This window comes from Winogradskyella schleiferi, assembly GCF_013394655.1.
In the GTDB taxonomy this organism is placed as follows: Bacteria; Bacteroidota; Bacteroidia; order Flavobacteriales; family Flavobacteriaceae; genus Winogradskyella; species Winogradskyella schleiferi.
The window spans coordinates 4,530,873-4,553,082 of the sequence record NZ_CP053351.1; the positions used below are offsets into that span (position 1 = coordinate 4,530,873).

A 22,210-nucleotide genomic window follows, 5' to 3' on the forward strand; every position below is an offset into this window, starting at 1 on the left:
CTAGTAAAATGAAACATCTTAAATCAGTATTAGTATTAGCAATCTTTGGAATGGTGTTCTCTTGTGGAACCGATAATGACGATTCGCAACAACCCTCAGCAGCTAACCTTATTATAAAGTTAAACTTTGATGCCAACCAACAACGCTTAAACAATTTAGGCCAACCCGCTACAATTCCAGATGGGAATGCAGCACAAACGCCAACCATTCAAAAAATGAGTGCCAATTATATTGAGTTTGCACCTACTGCCACGACCCAATTGGGACAAGGCGAGGTGGTTTTTGTAGGAGAGGAAACCGATGCAGGTGGCGCCATGGCCATTGATTTTCAACAGGCTATTTTTGCTGGTGATGATGAGGTGTTTTTAAGTATGCCTTTGAGTGAAGTTGCTTCAGGTTCTTACGAATGGGTTAGAGTATCTTTGGCCTATCAGGAAGGCGATATTCAGCTCTTAAATAACGGTTCTGAAATTACCGGAACTTTAGCAAGCTTTGTTGGTTATAACAATTACATCACCACATTTGATTTAAACGGAAGTGCAATTGCAGTAAACGATGATGTTCTGCAAGGGTTTTGGGCTTTTGAAGCTTTGGGTTTCACCACTCAAGGGCAAGCACCTCCAGGCGCAACAACTGTTCCCAACCCGTTGTTTGCAACTTCGCCAGTACCTCAAGGGTCTTGTATTGTTACTGGTGAATTTTCCAACCCATTTACTATTACAGGAAATGAAACTGAAGATGTGACTGTAACGCTTTCGTTTTCAGTTAATGATAGTTTTGAATGGACGGAAGTGAATGCAGATGGGCAATACGAACCTTCTGCTGGTGAACAAGTGGTTGATATGGGATTAAGAGGATTGATTCCTAGTGTTTCTAATTAAATTCATTCTAAATAAATCTTTATGACAATTGTCAGTTGGGATTACGCCAATTGCGCTGTATCTTTGCGAGACTAAAATAAATTAGATTAACAATGAGCGGAATTCTAAATTCTTCGATTGGAAGAAAGTTTGCCATGGCACTTTCGGCACTCTTCCTAATGATTTTTGTATTACAACATTTTGCAATCAACTTTCTTTCTGTAGTAAGTCCAGATACTTTTAATGAAGTATCCCACTTTATGGGAACTTTTTGGGTTATTCAATTTGTGATTCAACCCATTTTAATTTTTGGGGTGATATTTCATTTTGTCATGGGATTCGTATTAGAAATCAGAAATAACAAGGCCAGAAAAATTAGCTATTCTAAAAATAATCCATCAGACAATTCTACTTGGATGAGTAGAAACATGATTTGGAGTGGAGGATTTATTCTTATATTCCTAATCATTCACATGATTGATTTTTGGGCGCCCGAAATTAATATCAAATATTTCAAAGGCGATATGACTGGATTGATCGATCCCGATAATGTAAATAGTGGCTTTCGGTTTTATGAGGAACTCGTTCATAAATTTGAACCTATATGGCGTGTAGCCCTTTATTGCCTTGGCTTTGTATTCCTGTCACTTCACTTACTACATGGTTTTGACTCTGCATTCCAATCGGTTGGAGCAAATAATAAATACACAAAAGGATTACAGGGATTCGGAAAATTCTATGCAATTGTAATTCCAATAGGATTCATATTTATTGCATTATTCCATCATTTTAATCACTAATAATACACATCTAATATGGCTTTAGATTCTAAAATACCAAAAGGACCACTTGAAGATAAGTGGACTAATCATAAAAACGAAATTAACCTCGTTAATCCTGCTAATAAGCGTCTTATTGATGTTATTGTTGTTGGTACGGGTTTGGCTGGTGGTTCTGCTGCCGCAACTTTAGCCGAACTTGGCTATAACGTAAAGGCGTTTTGTTTTCAAGATTCGCCAAGACGTGCCCATTCAATTGCGGCACAAGGTGGAATCAATGCAGCAAAAAATTACCAAGGTGATGGTGACTCAACTTACCGTTTATTCTATGATACTGTAAAAGGTGGTGATTACCGCTCGCGCGAAGCTAATGTGCATCGTTTGGCCGAGGTATCCACTAATATTATTGACCAATGTGTGGCTCAGGGTGTGCCCTTTGCTCGTGATTATGGTGGTTTATTAGATAATCGTTCCTTTGGTGGCGTCTTGGTATCACGTACATTTTATGCTAAAGGTCAAACAGGTCAACAATTATTATTAGGAGCCTATTCAGCCATGAATCGTCAAATTGGTCGTGGTAAAATCAAGATGTTTACACGTCACGAAATGTTAGACGTTGTCGTTGTTGACGGAAAAGCTAGAGGTATTATAGCACGTAATTTGGTGACAGGCGAAATTGAACGTCATTCAGCACATGCTGTTGTATTGGGAACAGGAGGCTACGGAAATGCATTTTACCTTTCTACTTATGCTATGGGTAGTAATGTAACAGCAGCGTGGAAAGCACATAAACGTGGTGCCTATTTTGCAAATCCATGTTATACGCAAATTCACCCAACATGTATTCCAGTTTCTGGAGATCATCAATCAAAATTAACCTTAATGTCTGAGTCGTTGAGAAATGATGGACGTATTTGGGTACCAAAACATAAAAAAGATGTTGAAGCTATTCGTGATGGCAGTTTAAAACCAACAGATTTAGCTGAAGAAGATAGAGATTATTACTTAGAGCGTCGTTATCCTGCGTTTGGTAACTTGGTTCCACGAGATGTAGCCTCTAGAGCTGCAAAAGAACGTTGCGATGCTGGTTACGGAGTGAATAAAACCGGTGAAGCAGTGTATTTGGATTTCGCCTCAGCCTTTATGCGTTATGGAAAAGAACAAGCTCACGTTAAAGGATTAGACGAAAATGATGAGGCGCTAGTTAAAAAATTAGGTCAGGAAATCGTAAAAAATAAATACGGAAACTTATTTCAGATGTACGAGAAAATTGTAGATCAGAATCCGTACGAAACACCAATGATGATTTATCCAGCGGTTCATTACACAATGGGAGGTATTTGGGTCGATTATAATTTAATGACAACGGTGCCTGGTTTATACTGTATTGGAGAAGCTAATTTCTCAGATCATGGAGCTAACCGATTAGGTGCTTCTGCATTAATGCAAGGACTTGCTGATGGTTATTTCGTATTGCCTTATACAATAGGTGATTATTTAGCCCATGATATTAGAACAGGTCCAATCCCTACAGAAACAAAGGAATTTGATGATGCTGAAAAAAGTGTGACTGAAACACTCGACAAGTTAATTAATAATAACGGCACACATTCTGTTGACCATTTCCATAAGCGTTTAGGAAAAATTATGTGGAATAAATGCGGAATGGCTAGAAACGCTAAAGATCTTAAGGAAGCTATTACTGAAATTGCAGAATTAAGAGCGGAATTTTGGAAAGGTGTTAAAATTCCAGGAAGGGCAGACGAATATAATGAAGAATTGGCCAAAGCTGGTCGTGTTGCGGATTTCTTGGAGTTAGGAGAGCTATTCGCTAAAGATGCTTTAGTAAGAGAGGAATCAGCAGGAGGACATTTTAGAGAAGAATATCAAACCCCAGAAGGTGAAGCCATGCGTCGCAAAGAGTTTCAGTTTGTTTCGGCTTGGGAATATAAAGGAGAACCTAAAGATGCTGTGCTTCATAAAGAAGATTTAGTATACGAAAATATTGAAGTGAAAGAGAGAAGTTACAAATAAAAAAAGCTATGAATTTAACATTAAAAATATGGCGTCAAAAAGATGCCAATGATAAAGGAAAGATAGTCGATTATCCAATGAGCGATGTATCGCCAGATATGTCATTTCTAGAAATGCTTGATGTTTTAAATCAGGAGCTTATTGATAAAGGCGAGGAACCAGTTGCTTTTGATCATGATTGCCGAGAAGGAATTTGTGGATCATGTTCAATGTTTGTAAATGGGAGAGCGCATGGACCAGATACCATGGTTACTGTGTGCCAACTGCACATGAGAAGTTTCAAAGATGGTGATACAATCTACATAGAACCATGGAGAGCAACCGCATTTCCAGTTATTAAAGATTTAATCGTAGATAGAAGTTCCTTTGACCGTATTCAACATGCAGGAGGTTTTATTTCTGTAAATACTTCAGGAAACACACAAGATGCAAATTCAATTCCGATTGAAAAGGAAAATGCAGATAAGTCTTTTGATGCAGCAACATGTATTGGTTGTGGTGCTTGTGTAGCAAGTTGTAAAAACTCTTCGGCAATGTTGTTTGTATCAGCTAAGGTGTCTCAGTTTGCATTATTACCACAAGGTCAAGTGGAAGCTACCGATCGTGTTTTAAATATGGTAAAGCAAATGGATGAAGAAGGTTTTGGTAACTGTACAAATACTGGAGCTTGCGAAGTGGAATGCCCTAAAGGTATTTCTCTGGAGAATATTGCGCGTATGAATCGTGAATATTTAGCTGCGACATTAAAAGGATAGACCCATCCCAACCCTTCCTTTAGGGAAGGACAAAAAATAATAGAATCCCAAGGTAAAGTATTATCTTGGGATTTTTTAATTCAGCATCATGCAAAACCCAAATACTTTTTATAAAGAACAATTAGAGGTAAATCAAAAGGAATCTAAGCGTATATTCAAACAACTGAGTCTTTTCAGCGTACTTAGACTTTCCGTTTTTATACTTACAGGAATAGGCATTTATTTTACCTATAAAAACTGGCAAATTGCGGCAGGTATTGGTGTCGTTGGTATGGCCATTTTCCTTTTTCTATTATCGCGATATACAGACTTAAAGTCGAAAAGAAACCTACACAAACGACTGATTGCTATTAACGAAAACGAATTAAACATAGCAAAAGGGAATTTTCATGAACGACCAGATGGCTCAGAATTCCAAAACCCAAAGCATTTTTTTAGTTTGGATATCGATTTATTTGGAAAAGGATCTTTCTTTCAATTTATCAATAGAACAGCAATAAAAGAAGGTACCGAAAAGTTAACCGAAAAATTGCTTTCGAATGATATTACAAATATTAAAGAGCGACAACAAGCGATACAGGAATTGGCTGCAATGCCCGAATGGCGACAAAACTATACCGCAGTGGCACAAGGTGTTGAAATAGAACATTCCGCAGCTTCAATTACTACATGGTTAAAAAATTACAAACCTTTTTTAGGAAAAGCACAGTATATTTTAACTATTGCGTTTAGTATAGCATCTTTAGTGATTCTTGGATTAGGAATTATGGAAATTATTCCGATTTCCATGATTGGATATTGGTTATTGTTGGGACTCGGTATTACAGGCATATATTGGAAAAAAATTGATGTTCTCGCACAGCATACAGGAAGCGCAAAAGATACGTTTAAGCAATATGCATTACTTTTAGAGGTTATTGAAACGACAACGTTTCATTCTGAATTATTAAAGTCCAAGCAACAATTGATTCAATCTGAAGACCAAAAAGCATCTGAAATATTTTCAAAATTTTCAAAAGCACTCGATGCTTTGGATAATAGAAATAATCTCATTTCATTGGTTCTAGGTAATGGCTACCTGCTTCTTGATATACGATACAGCTATGCTGTTGAAAAATGGATTTCTAAAAATGCCGATAAAGTGGCCGATTGGTTTGAGGTCGTAACCTTCTTTGATGCGTTTAATAGTTTTGGAAACTATGGCTTTAACCACCAAAGCTTTACATATCCAACTCTAACAGATGAACCAGTTACAATTTTGGCTAAAGGTTTAGGACATCCCTTATTACATCCTGAAAAACGAATAGATAGTGATTTAAAGCTGGAAGAAGAACAATTCTTTATTGTGACAGGCGCAAACATGGCTGGGAAAAGCACCTTTTTAAGAACGGTTGCACTTCATATTGTTATGGCCAATGTTGGATTGCCTGTGTGTGCAAAAGAGAGCAAGTATAAGCCCATTAAGTTAATTACAAGCATGCGAACCACAGATTCGTTAACCGACGACAGCTCCTATTTCTTTAGTGAATTGACACGATTAAAATTTGTGGTGGATACCATTGAAAGCGACAAAAACTATTTCGTAATCCTCGATGAAATTTTAAAAGGGACTAACAGTACCGATAAAGCCATTGGCTCCAGAAAATTCGTAGAAAAGTTAGTGAAACAAAATGCCACAGGAATTATTGCTACGCACGATTTAAGCTTAACAGAAATAGAAACCGAATTAGGAGCAGTAAAAAACTATTATTTTGACGCAGAAATCATAAACGATGAACTCTTTTTCGATTACAAATTAAAACAAGGCGTCTGCCAAAATATGAACGCTAGCTTTTTGTTGAAGAAGATGGAGATTGTGTAAGGTTTATTCTTTGATTGTAATAGTTATGGGATGAACAGGTATATTATTTTTCACCTTAATGTTAAATATCGTTATTTTGTCACCAACTTTTGCATTAGAAATATAATCCGTTGCTTTGTCGTTAAGTAAATTTCCTTTTACAAATACTGTTTTTTGTTTTGGAACTTTAACTTTAAAACTAACAATAATTTTGTCCTTGAGGTTTTTGCAGTCTTTTTGAAATCCTTCTTTTAAAATGTCTTTTATAGACATATTTATATCACAACTTGTTTTCTTGAATTCATTTTGAGCTTTCACATTCAATGAAGACAAAACTAGAGTTAGTAATAATAGATATTTCATAATAACATATTTTGCTAAAGTCTAAAATACAAAAAAACCCTCTCTGTTTCCAGAAAGGGTTCTTATAAATTTTAAGAAAATAATTTCCTAAGCCTCAAAAGGCTCAATAGAAACGTAAGACTTGTTGTCTTTTTTCTTAGTAAATTTCACTAAACCATCAACTTTAGCGTGTAAAGTATGGTCTTTTCCTTGGTAAACGTTTTCACCTGGATGGTGCGTGTTACCACGTTGTCTTATGATAATGTTTCCAGCAATAGCAGCTTGTCCACCAAAAATCTTAACGCCTAAACGTTTCGATTCTGATTCTCTACCATTCTTCGAACTACCAACTCCTTTTTTATGAGCCATGATCTTAAGGTTTTTTATCCTAACGTAAGGTCAGGAACTAGTTTATAATTTAATGCAATTGAAAATTACTTTTCAATTCCACCGTCTAATCTTTCTTGTAATTCTTTTAATTCGTCCCACTTACCATCTGCAGCTAATTTAGCTTGTTTTGGCCAAGTATCGGTAACGATGTGTGCTAATCTAGAGCTAGCTTCAGAAAGCACATTGCTTAATTCTTCTGCTTTTGCGTTAGCCACTTTCTCAAAAGTTTCGTATCCAGCGTTTACCAATGCTTCAGCAGCTTTTGGTCCAGCACCTTCAATTTTCTTTAAATCGTCAGCTTTTCCTGTTGCTTTTTTAGCAACTGGTTTTGCTTTAGGCGCTTCTTTTTTAGCTTCTGGCTTTGCATCAGCTTTCGCTTCTACTTTTGGTTCAGCTTTTTTAGTTTCCTTTTTCGGAGCAGCTTTCTTTGCTCCTGAAGCAACAATACTTTCGATTACGATTTCAGTTAAAGATTGTCTGTGTCCATTTTTTACACGGTAACCTTTACGTCTTTTCTTTTTGAAAACTATTACTTTATCACCTTTAAGGTGCTTTAAGACTTTTGCACTTACTTGTGCTCCGTCTATAGCTGGGGCGCCTAAAGTTGTTTTGTCACCATCTCCTATTAAAAGAACGTTATCGAAAGAAACGTTTTTACCTTCTTCGGTAGATAAACGGTTAACAAAAACTTTTTGGTCTTTTGCAACTTTAAATTGCTGCCCTGCTATCTCTACAATTGCGTACATAGCGTAACGTTTTTATTAATTTGATTATTAAATAATAATGCCTTCCTCTAAGAAAGCGGGTGCAAATATAATCCTAAATTCTTAATTGGCAAACGTTTTAAGTGTTTTAGACCTGTTTTGACCTTAATTATAAAACAGTTGAACAAAGAAAGGCAAAAATAGGGTCATACTAAAATAGAGTTTTCACATATAATTATGTTAAAAAGACAATTCATTGCTTATTTTTGTGGGGTTCTGTAACAATTTTCATTGAGTACAGACTAACATATAAAACAATTTGAAACTTAAAAAAACTACAATGAAAAACTATTTACTGGCTTTGGCTTCTTTGTTGTTTATTGGTCATCAGGCAATAGCACAAAAGGTTGAATTTGAGGAATTTGATTTAGAAAATGGCTTGCATGTTATTATGCACCAAGACAACACGGCACCAGTTGTAATTACATCTGTGATGTATGACGTTGGAGGGAAAGATGGCGATAGGGAACGTACAGGGTTTGCACACTTTTTTGAGCACCTGTTATTTGAAGGCTCAGAAAATATTGGTCGAGGCGAATTCATGAAAATCATACCGGCAAATGGAGGTACTTTTAATGCAAACACATCTCAGGATAGAACGTATTATTATGAAATATTTCCTTCTAACAAATTAGAACTAGGATTGTGGTTAGAATCTGAACGTATGCTGCATCCAGTTATTGACCAAGTTGGTGTAGATACGCAGAACGAAGTGGTTAAAGAAGAAAAACGTCAAAGTTATGATAACAGACCTTATGGAGGGCTGCTAAAAACTATTGGCGAAAGCTTATTTAATGTGCATCCTTACAAAGATCAGAATATTGGTCTTATGGAGCATTTAGATGCGGCGACTTTAGAAGAATTCAATGCCTATTTTGATAAATATTATGTACCGAATAATGCGGTATTAGTCGTGGCAGGTGATATTGATTATGACAAGACAAAAAAATTGGTAAAAGATTATTTCAGTGCTGTTGAAAAAGGACCAGAGGTCGTGCGCAACTTTCCAAAAGAGTCACCAATCACGGAAACGAAAAAAGTAGTGGCCTACGATAAGAATATTCAAATACCTGCAATTATAGCAGCCTATCGTTTACCTGGTCAATCGACTAGAGAAGCTTATGTATTGGATATGATTTCCACTTATTTAAGTGGTGGAAAAAGTTCTGTGCTGTACAAGAAATTAATTGACGAACAAAAACAAGCGTTAACAGTACAAGCTGTTAATTTAGGTCAAGTAGATTATAATATTTTTGCCTTATTTGCTTTGCCATTAGGTGATGTAAGTTTAGACACCTTATTAGCAGAGATGGATGAAGAAATTGCTAAAATGCAAAATGAATTAATTAGTGAGCGCGATTATCAAAAACTTTTAAATCAGTTTGAAAATGATTTCGTGAGCTCTAATTCTAGTGTAGCAGGAATTGCAGGTTCTTTGGCAACATACTACTTGCTATATGGTGATGTAAACATCATTAACAATCAGTTAGAGACCTACAGATCTATTACAAGAGAAGAAATTCAGGATGTGGCTAAAAAATATTTAAGCCCTAATCAACGTGTAGAAATAGAATATCTACCAAAAACAGAGGAACAATAAAATGAAAACAGTATTAAATATGAACACCAAAATAGTAACGTTTTTCACATTATTTATAATGGTTATTAGTGCAAACGCACAGATAGATAGATCCAAAATGCCTGTTGCTGGCCCAGAACCAGAAATCTCAATTGACAAACCACAAGAATTCGAATTAAAAAATGGCTTAAAAGTATTAGTGGTAGAAAACCATAAGTTACCAAGAGTTTCGTATTCATTGAGAATAGATAATCAACCTATTTCTACAGGTAAAAAAGCTGGGGTAGAAAGTTTATTAGGTAGTATGTTGGGTAACGGAACCACTACGATTTCTAAAGATGAATTTAATGAAGAAGTGGATTTTTTAGGCGCTAATTTAAATTTTGGTTTTAGCGGAGGTTTTGCAAGTTCTTTAACCAAATATTCTGAAAGAATTTTAGAATTATTAGCTGGTGCAGCTATTAATCCGTTATTAACTGAAGAAGAGTTTGAAAAAGAGAAAACGAAACTTATCGAGGGTTTAAAAGCCGAAGCCAAAAGTGCTGATGCTATAGCAGGAAGAGTTGGTTCAGCACTATCTTATGGTAAAAATCATCCATATGGAGAGTTTATAACCGAAGAAACGATTAATAACGTGTCATTTGGGGATGCACTTGCGTTTTACGAAAAATACTTTAATCCAAACAACGCCTATTTGGTAGTTGTTGGTGATGTAGATTTTAAAGACGTTAAGAAACAAGTGAAAACACATTTTGGTGAATGGACAAAGTCTGTTGGTGTAAATTCTACAGTACCAAAACCAAGTCCTAATGTACAATACACACAAATTAATTTTGTGGATGTGCCAGACGCTACACAATCTAACCTTTCTATTACAAATAATGTAGATTTAAAGATGGGTGATGAAGATTATCATGCGGCTTTAATTACCAATAATATCTTAGGCGGTGGAGGTGAAGGTTACCTTTTTAAAAACCTTAGAGAAGATAAAGGTTACACTTATGGAGCCTATTCTAGCTTAGGTAATGATAGATACGGTGCATCTCGTTTCAATGCGACTGCAAAAGTGAGAAATGCCGTAACTGATAGTGCTGTTGTTGAAGCTTTAAAAGAAATCAATAGAATTAGAACAGAACCAGTTGACCCTCAGCTTTTAAAAGATGCCAAGGCAAAATATGTTGGGAATTTTGTGATGGCTTTAGAAAGTCCACAAACTATTGCCAACTATGCGTTAAATATTGAATTGAACGATTTACCAGAAGATTTTTATACAACGTATTTACAAAAAATCAATGATGTAACTGTAGAGGATATTCAACGTGTGGCGAACACATATTTTAAATCGGATAACTTAAGAATTATAGTTGTTGGAAACGGAGCAGAGGTGTTAGAGAACCTCGAAAAAACAGGAATTCCAATTATGTACTTTGACAAGTTTGCCAACCAAACTGAAAAGCCGGTTTTCTCTAAGCCATTACCAGAAGGTTTAACTGCAAAAGCAGTTGTTGACAATTATATAACAGCGGTTGGAGGCCAAGAAAATTTAAATAAGGTCAATACCATTTTGGTTAACTCTGAAGTAACCATTCAAGGTGCTCCATTTAAGCCTAAAGCTACCGTAAAACAAATGGCTCCCAACAAATCTAATATTGAAATAATTGCTGAAGGCATGGGGACTTTAATGAAGCAAAGTTTTAATGGTGAGAGCGGATTTACTGAGCAGCAAGGCCAAAAAATTCCTATGGAAGGCAAAGAACTGGCTGCAAAAAAAGCTGAGAAGGGTTTATTTCCGGAATTATATATGGATGCGTCTAATTTAGAATTGGAAAGCTTAATGACTATTGATGGAAAGGATGTATATAAGGTAAAAGTGACGAAAGGTGAAGATACTTCTTATCGCTATTATGATGTAGAAAATGGCTATTTAGTTAGAAAGGAAGAATCTGCCGAAATGCAAGGTCAAACTGTAACTACGGTTATAGATTACTCAAATTACAAAGAGAAAGATGGTATTATGTTTCCTAACACCATGAAAATTGCAACAGGACCTCAAGTGTTATCTTTTGAAACTACTGAAGTTAAGATTAACGAAGGAGTTTCAGATGCAGATTTTAACTAGTCACATCTAAAAATAGATAAAACTAAACCGAAGTGAAAGCTTCGGTTTTTTTGTGAAAATTATTTTGAAAATAAACGCAGATTATTTTTAAAATTATTAGTTGAACTAATCCTGTTTTCGGAACGGGATCTTTTATTTACGTTTATGGGATAAATAAACACCAACCAAAACTAATAAGGCTGCAAAACCTTGAATAAAACTAAAGGTTTCGTCATCTAAAATTCCCCAACCTAGTGCAACAATAGGCATAATATAAGTTACTGAAGAGGCAAAAACAGGTGTTGAAATTTGCACCAACTTAAAAAATATAACTTTTGCTATAGCTGTACCAAAAATGGCTAGAATACTCACATACATAAGTGCTTTTGGTAAAGCAGGATTGTTAAATGTTTCGGCCGTAAAAAAATCACTAAACAAGAGCACAATTAGAGCAGGAACAACAATAAACACATAATTACCAGCTGCAATAGCTAATGGTTTTACATCTTGTAAATAACGCTTAATGATGTTTACATTAGCAGCATACATAAACGTAGAAGCAATGACGAATCCAGCATATAGATAATTTTGACTTGGGTTTAATTCAGAACCTTTTAGGATTAAAATAGCGGTACCAATGAACCCAATAATAACACCTATAACTTGGCGCTTGGTTGAGGTAATTCTAAAAATGGCAAAACCCAATAGAATGGTATTGAGTGGCACTAAAGAATTCAATATAGAAGCCACAGCACTATCTATTTCAGTTTCTGCAATGGCAAAAAAGAAAGCAGGTATAAAAGAGCCTAAGAGCCCAGAAATGAAGAGCCATTTCCATTTTGATTTTGGAATGGCCTTAAGTTTATTAAAGCCAAAAGCTAAAAGCAGAATCCCAGTAATAATAGTTCTTAAAGCACCAAGTTGATAAGGCGTAAGTCCTAAAAGGGATTTTTTGATTAAAATAAATGAACTTCCCCAAATTACGGAGAGAATTAAAAGATAAATCCACTTAACATTAGGGTTTTTCATACAAAATCAATGTAAATCAATCACAAAATTCGTTAATTCTTTCGCAAGAAGCACTAATATTTATTAGATTTATCCAAAATATAATAGTTTGAATTTATGAAGACCTTAAAGACATTAAGTATTGTTGCAATTATGGCATTAGCTTTTACTTCTTGTAAAAATGAAACGACGCCAGAAGTTAAAACCGTAGATGTAGAAGTTTCTAAAAAAGATGTTGCTCAAACTTTAGACCCAAATGCCACCTACGCGAAAGTTGAATTTGGTATAGATGGAATGACTTGTGCCATGGGTTGTGCCAAAACGATCGAAAAGAAAATGGCTAAAATGGAAGGTGTAAAATCGGCAAAAGTTGATTTTGACAAACGTTTAGCAATGGTTGAATATGATGAAGCTAAAGTAACTCCTAAATCTTTAGAAGAGGTAGTAAGTAACGTTGCCGACATATATAAAGTGAAGGATATGCACAAGGTTGATGATTTCGGTGCTGAAAAGAAAGCCTGCAAAGCTGATTGCGATAAAGCATGTTGTGCAAACAAAACTGAAGCTGAAAAGAAAGCTTGTAAAGCCGATTGCGAGAAGGCATGTTGCAGTAAAGAGGAAAAAACAGAGTAAACCTATTATACTTGAAAAATTATTAAAGATGAAACGCTAGCTGTAAAGTTAGCGTTTTTTTATTGTTCTCACCTCGACTTTTGTTTTATATGTAAAAAAGGAGTTAAGCTTATTGAACCTGAAGAAGTATAAACGCCAGAGCAAAGCAACCTAAAGGGAGAAGCCATAATAATAAGACTGAAGTCTGCTTAGTCTTTAGTTTGGCGTTAAGAATAGTTCTTTTCTTTCCATTATAGCGCATCCAGTTTTTTGCAATTATAAAGAGTGCAATTAAAGTTAGCAACACCCAAAATTTTGTGGATGACATGACTTGAATTTTCATCTGCTTAGCGAATGCCATAAAAAATGCAGCTAATACAAAAGTAAATGACAGCTCTAAAAAGTTGATATAAAAAAGAGCAATGGTTAAACTACGCCTACCAAAAGCTTTTTTATAATGGTTAAAAACAGAAATATAATAACGATCTAGCATAAATTTTTAATATCAAAAAAAAGCCACATATTTAAAAATAATGTGGCTTTTGATTATATAATTAGATAATCTTAGTTACCTGTAATTTCTATGTTATCAACGTGATATCTTGTTGTTGCGCTAGGATCAGATCCTTCGTAAAAGAAGGCATAGTGCACAGTGCCATCAATACAAGAAACGTTTATTGGACCTACACCTTCAAAACTACCAAATCCTCCACTAGGTCCAGAAGGAATTGAAGCATCTAATATGGACCAAGTTGCCGTTGTAGGGTCTCCTGTAAAATCAGTAGATACTAAAACAGTTAATATAGTACCATTATCAAAGTTAGATTGTATATCAAAAGATAATTCTTCACCTTCTGTTGAATCCATATCTACAGGAGGAGTCACTAACCACACATTTATTTCGTCATCACCACTATTAAAACCAGAGATTTGAGCGTAAGTAGAACCACTAAAACTACCTGTAATCCATGTTGTGCTTCCACCACTTACATTAACATTAGTCCAACCTTCTGCAGCATAACCTGCAAAACCTTCAAAATTCTCGGAGAAAAATGCAGCACCTCCACCAGAAGGACCTGTACAATCGAAGAAATCTGGATCGCAACGTTCCTCTTCAGGACCAAATTCTATATCTTCAGGTGTATTTATAGCTACAATATAATTATCGCCTTCAAAAGTTCTAGACAAAACAGCATTCACAGTACCTCTTCCTTTAGGTAAGGCCAAACCTTTAAAATCAGCAAATGTACTCGTACTAAATATAACATCATCACCTGATTCACAACTCTCAAGTGTTCGCTCGCCATCAAATTGATCTTGAGCAGATGAGGCATAAGTGTCAAAGTTATTGACAACATCAAAAACTTCATTTCTGTTAAATTGGACATTCGTTAATCCAATCATCAAATTTGTCTTATCACGAGCATCTTCATTCAAATCAGAAATATTAAATGGAAGCGGTATAATAGTTGCAACTTCAGTGGACCTTTCAATAAATTCATTTTCAAATTGTGAAGGTATCTTATCTACGCCACTTCCAGCTTGAGATCCTAGAACCAAAACGCCATTACTGATACCCACGGCTAACCCACTAATCTTTACATATATTTTTCTGCCTACTTCATATTTGGTAAATAATGGATTGACATCTATTAACACTTTAATACCGACGGTTGGGTTTTCTGGTTTGTCTTGAATAATTAATTCCTCAAAATAATTACCACCTTCATCAGATGATACTACATATCCTGTTACATAAAAATCAGTATCACTAAACACATAAGCAACTGTATCAGATTCATTTGAGTAATCTAAGGGTTGTGGCTCAAATATATCATCATTTGCACTTTGCTCTTGGGCTAAATCACCTGCCAAAGAACCTATAGTTCTTATTTGATTTTCTGGAATATTTGGTTCTTCAAATGAGAGGTTTGGTGTACTAAAATCATCGTCTTGTACGCAACCGTTAAATACTACAAACCCTAAAAGTAAGAGTATGATTTTATTAATTTTTAAAGTTTTCATTTTATTAAATTTATTTTGTTCTAACATAGCTTTTTTAAAATCTTACGTAAACGTTTAGGTAATAGGTGGTGCCGTTACCATAAAAATAACGATTACCAAATACAGGACCATTAGAATTGTTTTGCTCATCTAACTGGCTTCTATAATCTACTCGTCTAGATTGTTCAAAACCTCCCGTTCTGTATTGTTTATTGAATATATTATTAATCGTAGCAAAGAAACCGACGAAATAGTCATCAATACGCCAAGATTTTCCTCCAATTACATTGACTAACATATAATCCTCAAATTGTTCTTGCTTTAGTAGGCTTCTGGCAACATCGTCATCGTAATCGTAAATTGTATTACCGCTAAAGTTCCCATCTTCTGGAATAATTAATCTTTCGCTTCCAGCTTGAATTGGTAATAAATCAACGTCTTGAGAAAAATTAGCGGATCTTTTTAAAGCACTTGCATCTACATAAGCATTAGAAAAGAAATTACTGGTAACACCGATATTCCAAAATTCAGGATCCCTGTATTCAAAACCTATCTGAAATGCGCGCTCTGGGCCACCAGATACATGTAAATCTTTTAATGCAGTGGTTTGTTCGTCGCCGTAAGTTACAATTGTTTTTTTACCTCTTTCGTCATCAGGAAGACCAAGTTCTCTATATTCAAAGTCTGCTGCTGTATAGTACAAATTAGGATTGTTGGTAAAAATGTATTGACCAACTGAAGCTGCAGCTTTTAGTTTAATCGTAGGTGTGACCTGGGCTTCAATGCCTAACTCACCACCAATATGGCGTCTATCGATGTTGGTCTGCACTTCCTGTACAAAATTACTAGCGTTTTCTGTAAAGAAAAACCCGATATCTGTACCATCTTGAAACCCTGAGTAAAACCCAGTAAGTCTTGCTTTTACTTTTGGTGATCTAAATATGTAACTGGCATCAACAGACTGAATCGTTTCACTTTCTAAACCTAAAACTATTTGATTACTTTGTCTCGCATTTCCAAAAGAGTTTCTAATATTAGGTGCTTTTGTAAAATAACTTCCGTTCACATCAATTAAATGTTTTCCAGTAATCTTATAAGTAAATCCACCTTTAACACCATAATTAGAAAATTCTAATTTTTCGCTTTTCCCGTAAGAACTAATATCTCCAAAACCGTTCACATTGCCACTACCAGGAAAAAAGCCGTTTTCATAAAGCCCATTTCTTTGATAATTGGTTTGTGAAACATTGGCACCAACATAAAAATCTATTTTATTGTATTTAAATTGGGCCTGTACAAAACCATTAATGACATCAGAATCTATTTCGTAGTTATACTTGTAGCGATCTCCTTCTGTAACAATCCTGTTCGGGTTTCTTAGATCACTCTGCGCTTGACCAGAAGTCTGTTGTCCTGCTTGTTGGTCCGCAAAGGCATCAACATCTAAATACCCTGAGCCTCCTAATAGATCTTCGATACGTGCAAAGTTTTCACTATTTAAGGTTCTGTAATTAATGCTTGCATTTAATCTAATTTTATCTGACAATTCTGCATCGAGAATAGTGTTTAATGATAATTGTTTATCCTTTATTACATCAGATTGAAGTGCGTAAACAGAGTAACCAGTTAGGCTGTTGGCATAATAAAGTTCATTCCAGTCTAACTGACCATCGTTAACAAACTCTTGTTGCGCAGCAAAGGCCAATTGATAATCATAAGGCGTTGGGTTGGGATCGTCTAGATGATAACTAGGTAAATTTTGGTAATACTCAGGTGTTGGGTTACGAGCACCACCGACAGTTCCACCTTCGCTTAAGCGGTTTCCATTGTTGTCTATACGCGTATTCGCAATCTCACCAAACTGGTAAGCCGCATTGGTGTTTAACTTTACTTTAGATGAAATATCCCAATAATGATTTAACATCAAAATAGGTTCATTGATTTCTCTTATTCTAGAATTTCTAATCTCACCATCTTGATAACCCCAAAACGGATTGTATGTTCTGCCTTTAAGATTGTAAACTTCTTCTGTTATTGCCGTAGAACGTCCACGTCTGTTTTGGGCATAAATGCTTGTGAAGTTTAAACTGTGTTTGTCATTAAATTGCTTTTCTAAAGCAAAAACGAATGAATTGGAGTCATATAATGTACCATCTACAAATCCTTCATCCCCAAACCGTCTAGAACCCAAAGCAGAAAAAGACCAGCCGCCTTTTAATAAACCAGAACTATAACTAGCCATTACTCTGCCAGTATAACTTCTATTCGCAGAGGCATAAGATATACGACCGCCTTCTCTGTATTTCGAAGCTCGCATAATTATATTATTGGTTCCGGCTAAATCTCCAAAGGTGTAGTCATTGGCAGATGTACCCATTGAGAATTCTTGGTTACGTTGCAAATCGTTAATACCGCCCCAATTTCCCCATTGTGGTCTTCCCGTAAACTGCTTGTTCATTTCAATACCGTTGATAAGTACTTTACCGTTGGCATTGTCCAAACCTCTTGGTCTAAAGAATGTTGCACTAAAATCGTATGCAGCAGCACTTAAAAATACATCTCTAGAGGCTTGTAGTAAACCAGAAATGTTGTCGGTTAAACCATCGTCTTCGCTATTTAAATTATCATCAGAAATTGAAATAACAAATAGATCTTTTTTGTCACTTTGATCGTAGTCTAAGGTCATGCCGCTGATATCAACAGTTTGACCTTCGTTCACAATAATTGGGTAGCGTTTTGTATCGTATTCTATTTTTTCGACCTTCAAAACTTGTTCGCCAAGTGGAACGTTTTCAGTAAAACTGAATTCTCCTTTTGCGTCTGTGTTAACAGTCTGTCCGGTTTCTTCAATAGTAATAGTTACATCAGGAATTGGTTCTCCTGTAGTTCCATCCAAAACACTTCCTTTAATAACAGTTTGCTGTGCAAAACTTGTTAAAGAAAAGGCTATTCCGAATAGAAAGAGTAAAAAACTTTTTTTCATGCCTAATTTTAAAATTGATAGTTATTGTAGATTAAATATTCGTATTTAGGGCTTGCAAATGTACATTATTTATAATAAATACATACTTTTGGCAAGCAATTTGCTTTGGATATAACAATAACATAATATTGAGTCACTAACTATCTTTACTAAAAACTATAATTTCGAAATTATATGTATGCTTAGATTTTTATTTGACCCATATAAAACTATAAAATTTTACCAATGAAATCATTAAAATTACTAATTATTTTACTTGCCTTAATCAGTGTTTCAAACCTTTCGGCCCAAGAGGAAAAGCGCTATAAAATACATACCGTTGCATTCTACAATTTAGAGAATCTATTCGACACCATTAACGATCCTTTAAAATATGATGAAGCCAGTCCAATAATGGAAATGAATGCAAATCGGAGTGAGGTTTATAAGAAAAAAATTAAAAACATGGCTCGGGTAATTGCCAATATCGGTAGCGATTATGCGAATAATTCTCCAGCCGTTATAGGTGTATGTGAAATTGAAAATAGACAAGTATTAGTGGATTTAGTCAATGACCCTTTACTTTTAGGGAAGGATTACGGAATCATCCATTTTGATGGGCCAGACAAAAGAAGTATTGATGTGGCATTACTTTATCAAAAAGCACTGTTTAAGCCTATAGCAGAAAGTTCTCATGAATTGATGATTTATGACAATATTACTAGGAAAAGAGTTTTTACAAGAGATCAATTATTGGTAAGTGGTAAATTGGATGGGGATCTTATTCATCTTTTAGTAAACCACTGGCCATCAAGAAGTGGAGGAGAAGCCAGAAGCAGGTCTAAAAGAGTTGGCGCTGCAAAATTGAACAAACGCTTAATCGATTCGTTACAGTCCATAGATCCTTATGCTAAAATCTTTACCATGGGAGATTTGAATGATGATCCAACAAATGAAAGTGTTAAAGACGTTTTGAAGGCAAAAAAGGAAAAAGAAGATGTAGAATTAAAAGGTATTTACAATCCGTTTGAAAAGATGTTTACTGAAAAAGGTTATGGCACAACGGCATACAGAGATGCATGGAGTTTATTTGATCAAATTATGATGACACAACCACTTTTAGAGGATGATTATTCTTCATTTAGATTTTGGAAAGCCGGTATTTATAATAAGGCATACTTATCTAATAAACGCGGTCGCTATGAAGGTTACCCATTCAGAAGTTTTGCCGATGGTGGTTTTACGGATGGCTTTAGCGATCACTTCCCTGTATATGTTTATCTCATAAAAGAGGTAAAAGAAGACGAATAAAATTTCGACTTAGAAATCTGAGTTAAGACATAAAAAAGCGTCCAATGAGTAATTTTGGACGCTTTTTTTATGTTTTATTACACTAAATTTAAAACCAAAGATTCCAAGGAATTTTAGCTAAAACTAACACTAAAGCTAGGGTATAAAAAATAGCTAAAAGTTTAAATTTTGGCTTAGAGGTTAATTTCTTTTTGTGTTTAGAGTAGCCTATAGTCACTAGTGCAACTGCTATGATCATAGTAAGTGGATGTTCTACAATTAGATTTCTTAAGGCTGAATTTTTCATTACTTCTCCCATACCACCAACTTGTTCTATGGTGGAAAAATAGTCCTTCATAAAAAACAAAATAATCCCAATTAATAATTGAATATGCATTGTAATGAGTGCAAACAGCGATATTCTAAAATCCTTGGCATCAAACTCTTTATCGCCAAAAAATTTAATAAGGGCGTTAAAAGTGGCAAGTATTAATACTAAAAGCACTAAATAAGCCCATTTTGAATGTATAAACTGAACAATTTCCATAATTAAAATTTATCTGTGGTTGTAAAAATACACATTAGAACTTTTATGGACCATTATATCTATTTAATTATTTTGTTAAACGAAATATTTTAAAGGAAAATACTTTATAGATAATAGGCCTCTTCAATATTTAAGGAATATTGGCACAAATTTTATAGGTTATATATTAATTCTGTAAACCTCATGTCGGATTAACTATACATAAACTATACAGTCCCTGTTTTTAAGCTATTTTCACAATTATTGCTCATTCTTATTTCTATATTTGAGGGAGTTCAACAATCTCTATACTAACTATTTAATATATTTTTATGTGTTTACAATACAATAGCCTAAGTTTTAAAATAGTTCTCATATTTTGTATTTCTACCCTTTCAACGGCAGTACATGCCCAATTAGGTTTTTGTTCAGGAAATTCTGGCGATGCTATTTTTTCTGAAGATTTTGGAGCGGGAACGGAAAATTCAATGTTACCAGATGGAACAACAACGTATTCGTATGTAAATGGGTTTCCTGACGATGGTTTTTATACCCTTTCTAGCGGATCTTTTGGCAATCCTTTTGATTGGCATGCGGTAGAGGATCATACACCTAATGATACTGATGGAAGGTTCCTTATTGTAAATGCAGGTTTTACGGCAGGTGAGTTTTATAGAACAACAGTGTCTGGACTATGCGAAACAACTACTTATGAGTTTTCTGCATGGTTATTTAATTTAATAAAAATTCCAGGGTTTTGCTCTAATCAAGGCATAGAAATCCCTTTAAACGTTAGCTTCCAAATATGGGATAGTACAGATACCAATTTATTAGCAAGTGGAACTACAGGCGACATTTTTGGCACAGTAGAGCCAACTTGGGGAGAATACGGTCTGGTATTTCAAACTTTGGCCAATCAAGATACAGTAATTCTTAAAATGATTAATAATGGACAAGGTGGCTGTGGTAATGATTTAGCTATTGATGACATTGAGTTTAAATCTTGTGGAGACACGGTTATAGTCACTGATGACATCGATAATACTGTTGTTACAATTTGTGAAAGTGATACACCTTATTCAACAACGTTAACAGCTACTCCAGATTTTGCAGTTTTCAGTTCTCATTTTTATCAATGGCAAGAAAGCGTAGATGGTGATATCTGGACAGATATTACAGGCGAAACTAATCAAATACTTAATATTTCAGCTTCTAATTCAAAATTTTACAGAACAAAGGTCGCAGAAGTTGCGGTTAATCTGACCAACGATCAATGTTTATTGTTATCTGACGAATTTCAAATTAATGTGAATGCTGATCCAAATGCACCTGTAAATAATGGAGATGTTCCTTTTAATTGCAACTTTAATGAAGCGGTCTTGTCAGTAACTGTGCCAACAGGTGTTACTGTGAATTGGTATGATTCTTTAACAGGAGGAAACCTTTTACAAGCTAATGCCCTAACCTATATCGCTACTACAGCAGATGTATATTATGCTGAAGCTAGAACTAATACTACAGATTGTGTGTCTTCAACAAGAACTGCCATAAGTGCAATTCCGTTATTTCCATTAGCACCTGTTAGTGATGGAGATGTGGATTTTAATTGTATCCTAAATCAAGCTATTTTATCTGTTACTGCTACCTCAGGTACAACGGTTAATTGGTACGATGCTGCCTCGGGAGGTAATCTCTTGCTTGCTAATAATCTTAGTTATACGGCTATAGAAGAAGGTACATTTTATGCCGAAACAGTTGATACGAGTACGGGATGTATTTCTAATTCTAGAACAGCTGTTAGTACGAGTATCTTTGCACCAGACGCGCCAGTAAGCGATGGAGATGTAAGTTTTGATTGTGCCTTAAATGCGGCTGTTTTGACGGTTAGTGTTTCAATAGGAACAATTGTAAATTGGTACGACTCACAAATTGATGGCACTCTATTGCAAGCCGATAGTGAAAGCTATTCTGCGAACAATCAAGCGACGTATTATGCAGAAGCCATTGATGACATTACAGGATGTGCTTCATTGTCTAGAACCGCAGTTAGTGTATCAGGAAATTCAGGACTAGAAAATTGTTTTATACCTCAAGGCATATCTCCAGGAGTATCTCCTGGCCAGAATGATAATTTTGATTTAAGCAATTTTGCCGTTACACAATTACAAATTTATAATAGATATGGAACATTAATATATTCCAAAAATGATTATAGCGATGAGTGGGAAGGACAAACTAATGATGGAGCTGAAGTGCCAGTAGGTACTTATTTTTACACCATGATTTATGAAGGTGGTTCTAAAAATCGCAGTGGTTGGGTATACGTGAATAGATAGTAAATCAACTATTCCATAGATCTTTAAGCAT

General features: G+C 35.1%; 18 protein-coding genes. 10 read left to right on the top strand and 8 right to left on the bottom strand.

Annotation, left to right across the window (positions count from 1 at the left end):
• Nucleotides 1–8: 8 nt before the first annotated feature.
• The 5 genes from HM990_RS19675 (at nt 9) to HM990_RS19695 (ending at nt 6,289) form a co-directional block, all read left to right on the top strand.
• Complete coding sequence (locus HM990_RS19675) at nt 9–881, top strand: hypothetical protein (RefSeq protein ID WP_178991725.1); 873 nt, start codon at nt 9–11, stop codon at nt 879–881.
• 92 nt (nt 882–973) lie between these two features.
• Nucleotides 974–1,660: a succinate dehydrogenase cytochrome b subunit gene (locus HM990_RS19680; protein WP_178991727.1), complete on the top strand. Its 687-nt coding sequence runs from the start codon at nt 974–976 to the stop codon at nt 1,658–1,660.
• A gap of 15 nt (nt 1,661–1,675) precedes the next feature.
• Nucleotides 1,676–3,673 (top strand): fumarate reductase/succinate dehydrogenase flavoprotein subunit, encoded by a 1,998-nt coding sequence (locus HM990_RS19685; RefSeq protein ID WP_178991729.1) that lies wholly within the window; start codon nt 1,676–1,678, stop codon nt 3,671–3,673.
• 8 nt (nt 3,674–3,681) lie between these two features.
• Entirely contained in the window at nt 3,682–4,428 is a 747-nt protein-coding gene (locus tag HM990_RS19690; protein WP_178991731.1) for a succinate dehydrogenase/fumarate reductase iron-sulfur subunit, read from the top strand.
• Between the two features lie 88 nt (nt 4,429–4,516).
• Nucleotides 4,517–6,289, top strand: a complete 1,773-nt coding sequence (locus tag HM990_RS19695; RefSeq protein WP_178991733.1) for a MutS-related protein — start codon at nt 4,517–4,519, stop codon at nt 6,287–6,289.
• 3 nt (nt 6,290–6,292) lie between these two features.
• On the opposite strand, the gene HM990_RS19700 is transcribed toward HM990_RS19695, so the two are convergent.
• From HM990_RS19700 to rplU, 3 genes are all read right to left on the bottom strand, one after another.
• Nucleotides 6,293–6,631: a GldM family protein gene (locus HM990_RS19700; RefSeq protein ID WP_178991735.1), complete on the bottom strand. Its 339-nt coding sequence runs from the start codon at nt 6,629–6,631 to the stop codon at nt 6,293–6,295.
• A gap of 87 nt (nt 6,632–6,718) precedes the next feature.
• A complete protein-coding gene (gene rpmA / locus HM990_RS19705; RefSeq protein WP_013869859.1) occupies nt 6,719–6,979 on the bottom strand; it encodes a 50S ribosomal protein L27 in 261 nt (86 codons plus the stop codon).
• Between the two features lie 65 nt (nt 6,980–7,044).
• A complete protein-coding gene (gene rplU, locus HM990_RS19710) occupies nt 7,045–7,746 on the bottom strand; it encodes a 50S ribosomal protein L21 (RefSeq protein WP_178991737.1) in 702 nt (233 codons plus the stop codon).
• A gap of 298 nt (nt 7,747–8,044) precedes the next feature.
• On the opposite strand from rplU, the gene HM990_RS19715 reads away from it, so the two are divergent.
• A complete protein-coding gene (locus tag HM990_RS19715) occupies nt 8,045–9,364 on the top strand; it encodes a M16 family metallopeptidase (protein ID WP_178991739.1) in 1,320 nt (439 codons plus the stop codon).
• A gap of 1 nt (nt 9,365) precedes the next feature.
• Nucleotides 9,366–11,462 (top strand): insulinase family protein, encoded by a 2,097-nt coding sequence (locus tag HM990_RS19720; protein ID WP_229719326.1) that lies wholly within the window; start codon nt 9,366–9,368, stop codon nt 11,460–11,462.
• A 132-nt stretch (nt 11,463–11,594) separates the two neighbouring features.
• Here the strand turns inward: HM990_RS19720 and HM990_RS19725 are convergent, their stop codons facing one another.
• Nucleotides 11,595–12,470 carry a DMT family transporter gene (locus tag HM990_RS19725; RefSeq protein ID WP_178991741.1) on the bottom strand — a complete coding sequence of 292 codons (876 nt, stop codon included), beginning with the start codon at nt 12,468–12,470 and terminating at the stop codon, nt 11,595–11,597.
• 96 nt (nt 12,471–12,566) lie between these two features.
• Between HM990_RS19725 and HM990_RS19730 the strand changes: the two genes are divergently transcribed.
• Nucleotides 12,567–13,082, top strand: a complete 516-nt coding sequence (locus tag HM990_RS19730) for a cation transporter (RefSeq protein ID WP_178991743.1) — start codon at nt 12,567–12,569, stop codon at nt 13,080–13,082.
• Between the two features lie 109 nt (nt 13,083–13,191).
• Here the strand turns inward: HM990_RS19730 and HM990_RS19735 are convergent, their stop codons facing one another.
• The 3 genes from HM990_RS19735 to HM990_RS19745 all read right to left on the bottom strand — a co-directional run bounded on the left by HM990_RS19735 (nt 13,192) and on the right by HM990_RS19745 (nt 18,048).
• Nucleotides 13,192–13,554, bottom strand: a complete 363-nt coding sequence (locus HM990_RS19735) for a hypothetical protein (protein ID WP_178991745.1) — start codon at nt 13,552–13,554, stop codon at nt 13,192–13,194.
• A gap of 71 nt (nt 13,555–13,625) precedes the next feature.
• Nucleotides 13,626–15,086: a DUF5689 domain-containing protein gene (locus tag HM990_RS19740; protein WP_178991747.1), complete on the bottom strand. Its 1,461-nt coding sequence runs from the start codon at nt 15,084–15,086 to the stop codon at nt 13,626–13,628.
• A 34-nt stretch (nt 15,087–15,120) separates the two neighbouring features.
• Complete coding sequence (locus HM990_RS19745) at nt 15,121–18,048, bottom strand: TonB-dependent receptor (RefSeq protein WP_178991749.1); 2,928 nt, start codon at nt 18,046–18,048, stop codon at nt 15,121–15,123.
• Between the two features lie 225 nt (nt 18,049–18,273).
• Here HM990_RS19745 and HM990_RS19750 point away from each other — a divergent pair, with 225 nt between their 5' ends.
• Nucleotides 18,274–19,338 carry an endonuclease/exonuclease/phosphatase family protein gene (locus HM990_RS19750; RefSeq protein ID WP_178991751.1) on the top strand — a complete coding sequence of 355 codons (1,065 nt, stop codon included), beginning with the start codon at nt 18,274–18,276 and terminating at the stop codon, nt 19,336–19,338.
• A gap of 88 nt (nt 19,339–19,426) precedes the next feature.
• On the opposite strand, the gene HM990_RS19755 is transcribed toward HM990_RS19750, so the two are convergent.
• Complete coding sequence (locus tag HM990_RS19755) at nt 19,427–19,867, bottom strand: hypothetical protein (RefSeq protein WP_178992129.1); 441 nt, start codon at nt 19,865–19,867, stop codon at nt 19,427–19,429.
• Between the two features lie 308 nt (nt 19,868–20,175).
• Here HM990_RS19755 and HM990_RS19760 point away from each other — a divergent pair, with 308 nt between their 5' ends.
• On the top strand, nt 20,176–22,179 hold the full coding sequence (locus HM990_RS19760) for an Ig-like domain-containing protein (RefSeq protein WP_178991753.1): 2,004 nt from the start codon (nt 20,176–20,178) through the stop codon (nt 22,177–22,179).
• Nucleotides 22,180–22,210 lie beyond the last annotated feature (31 nt).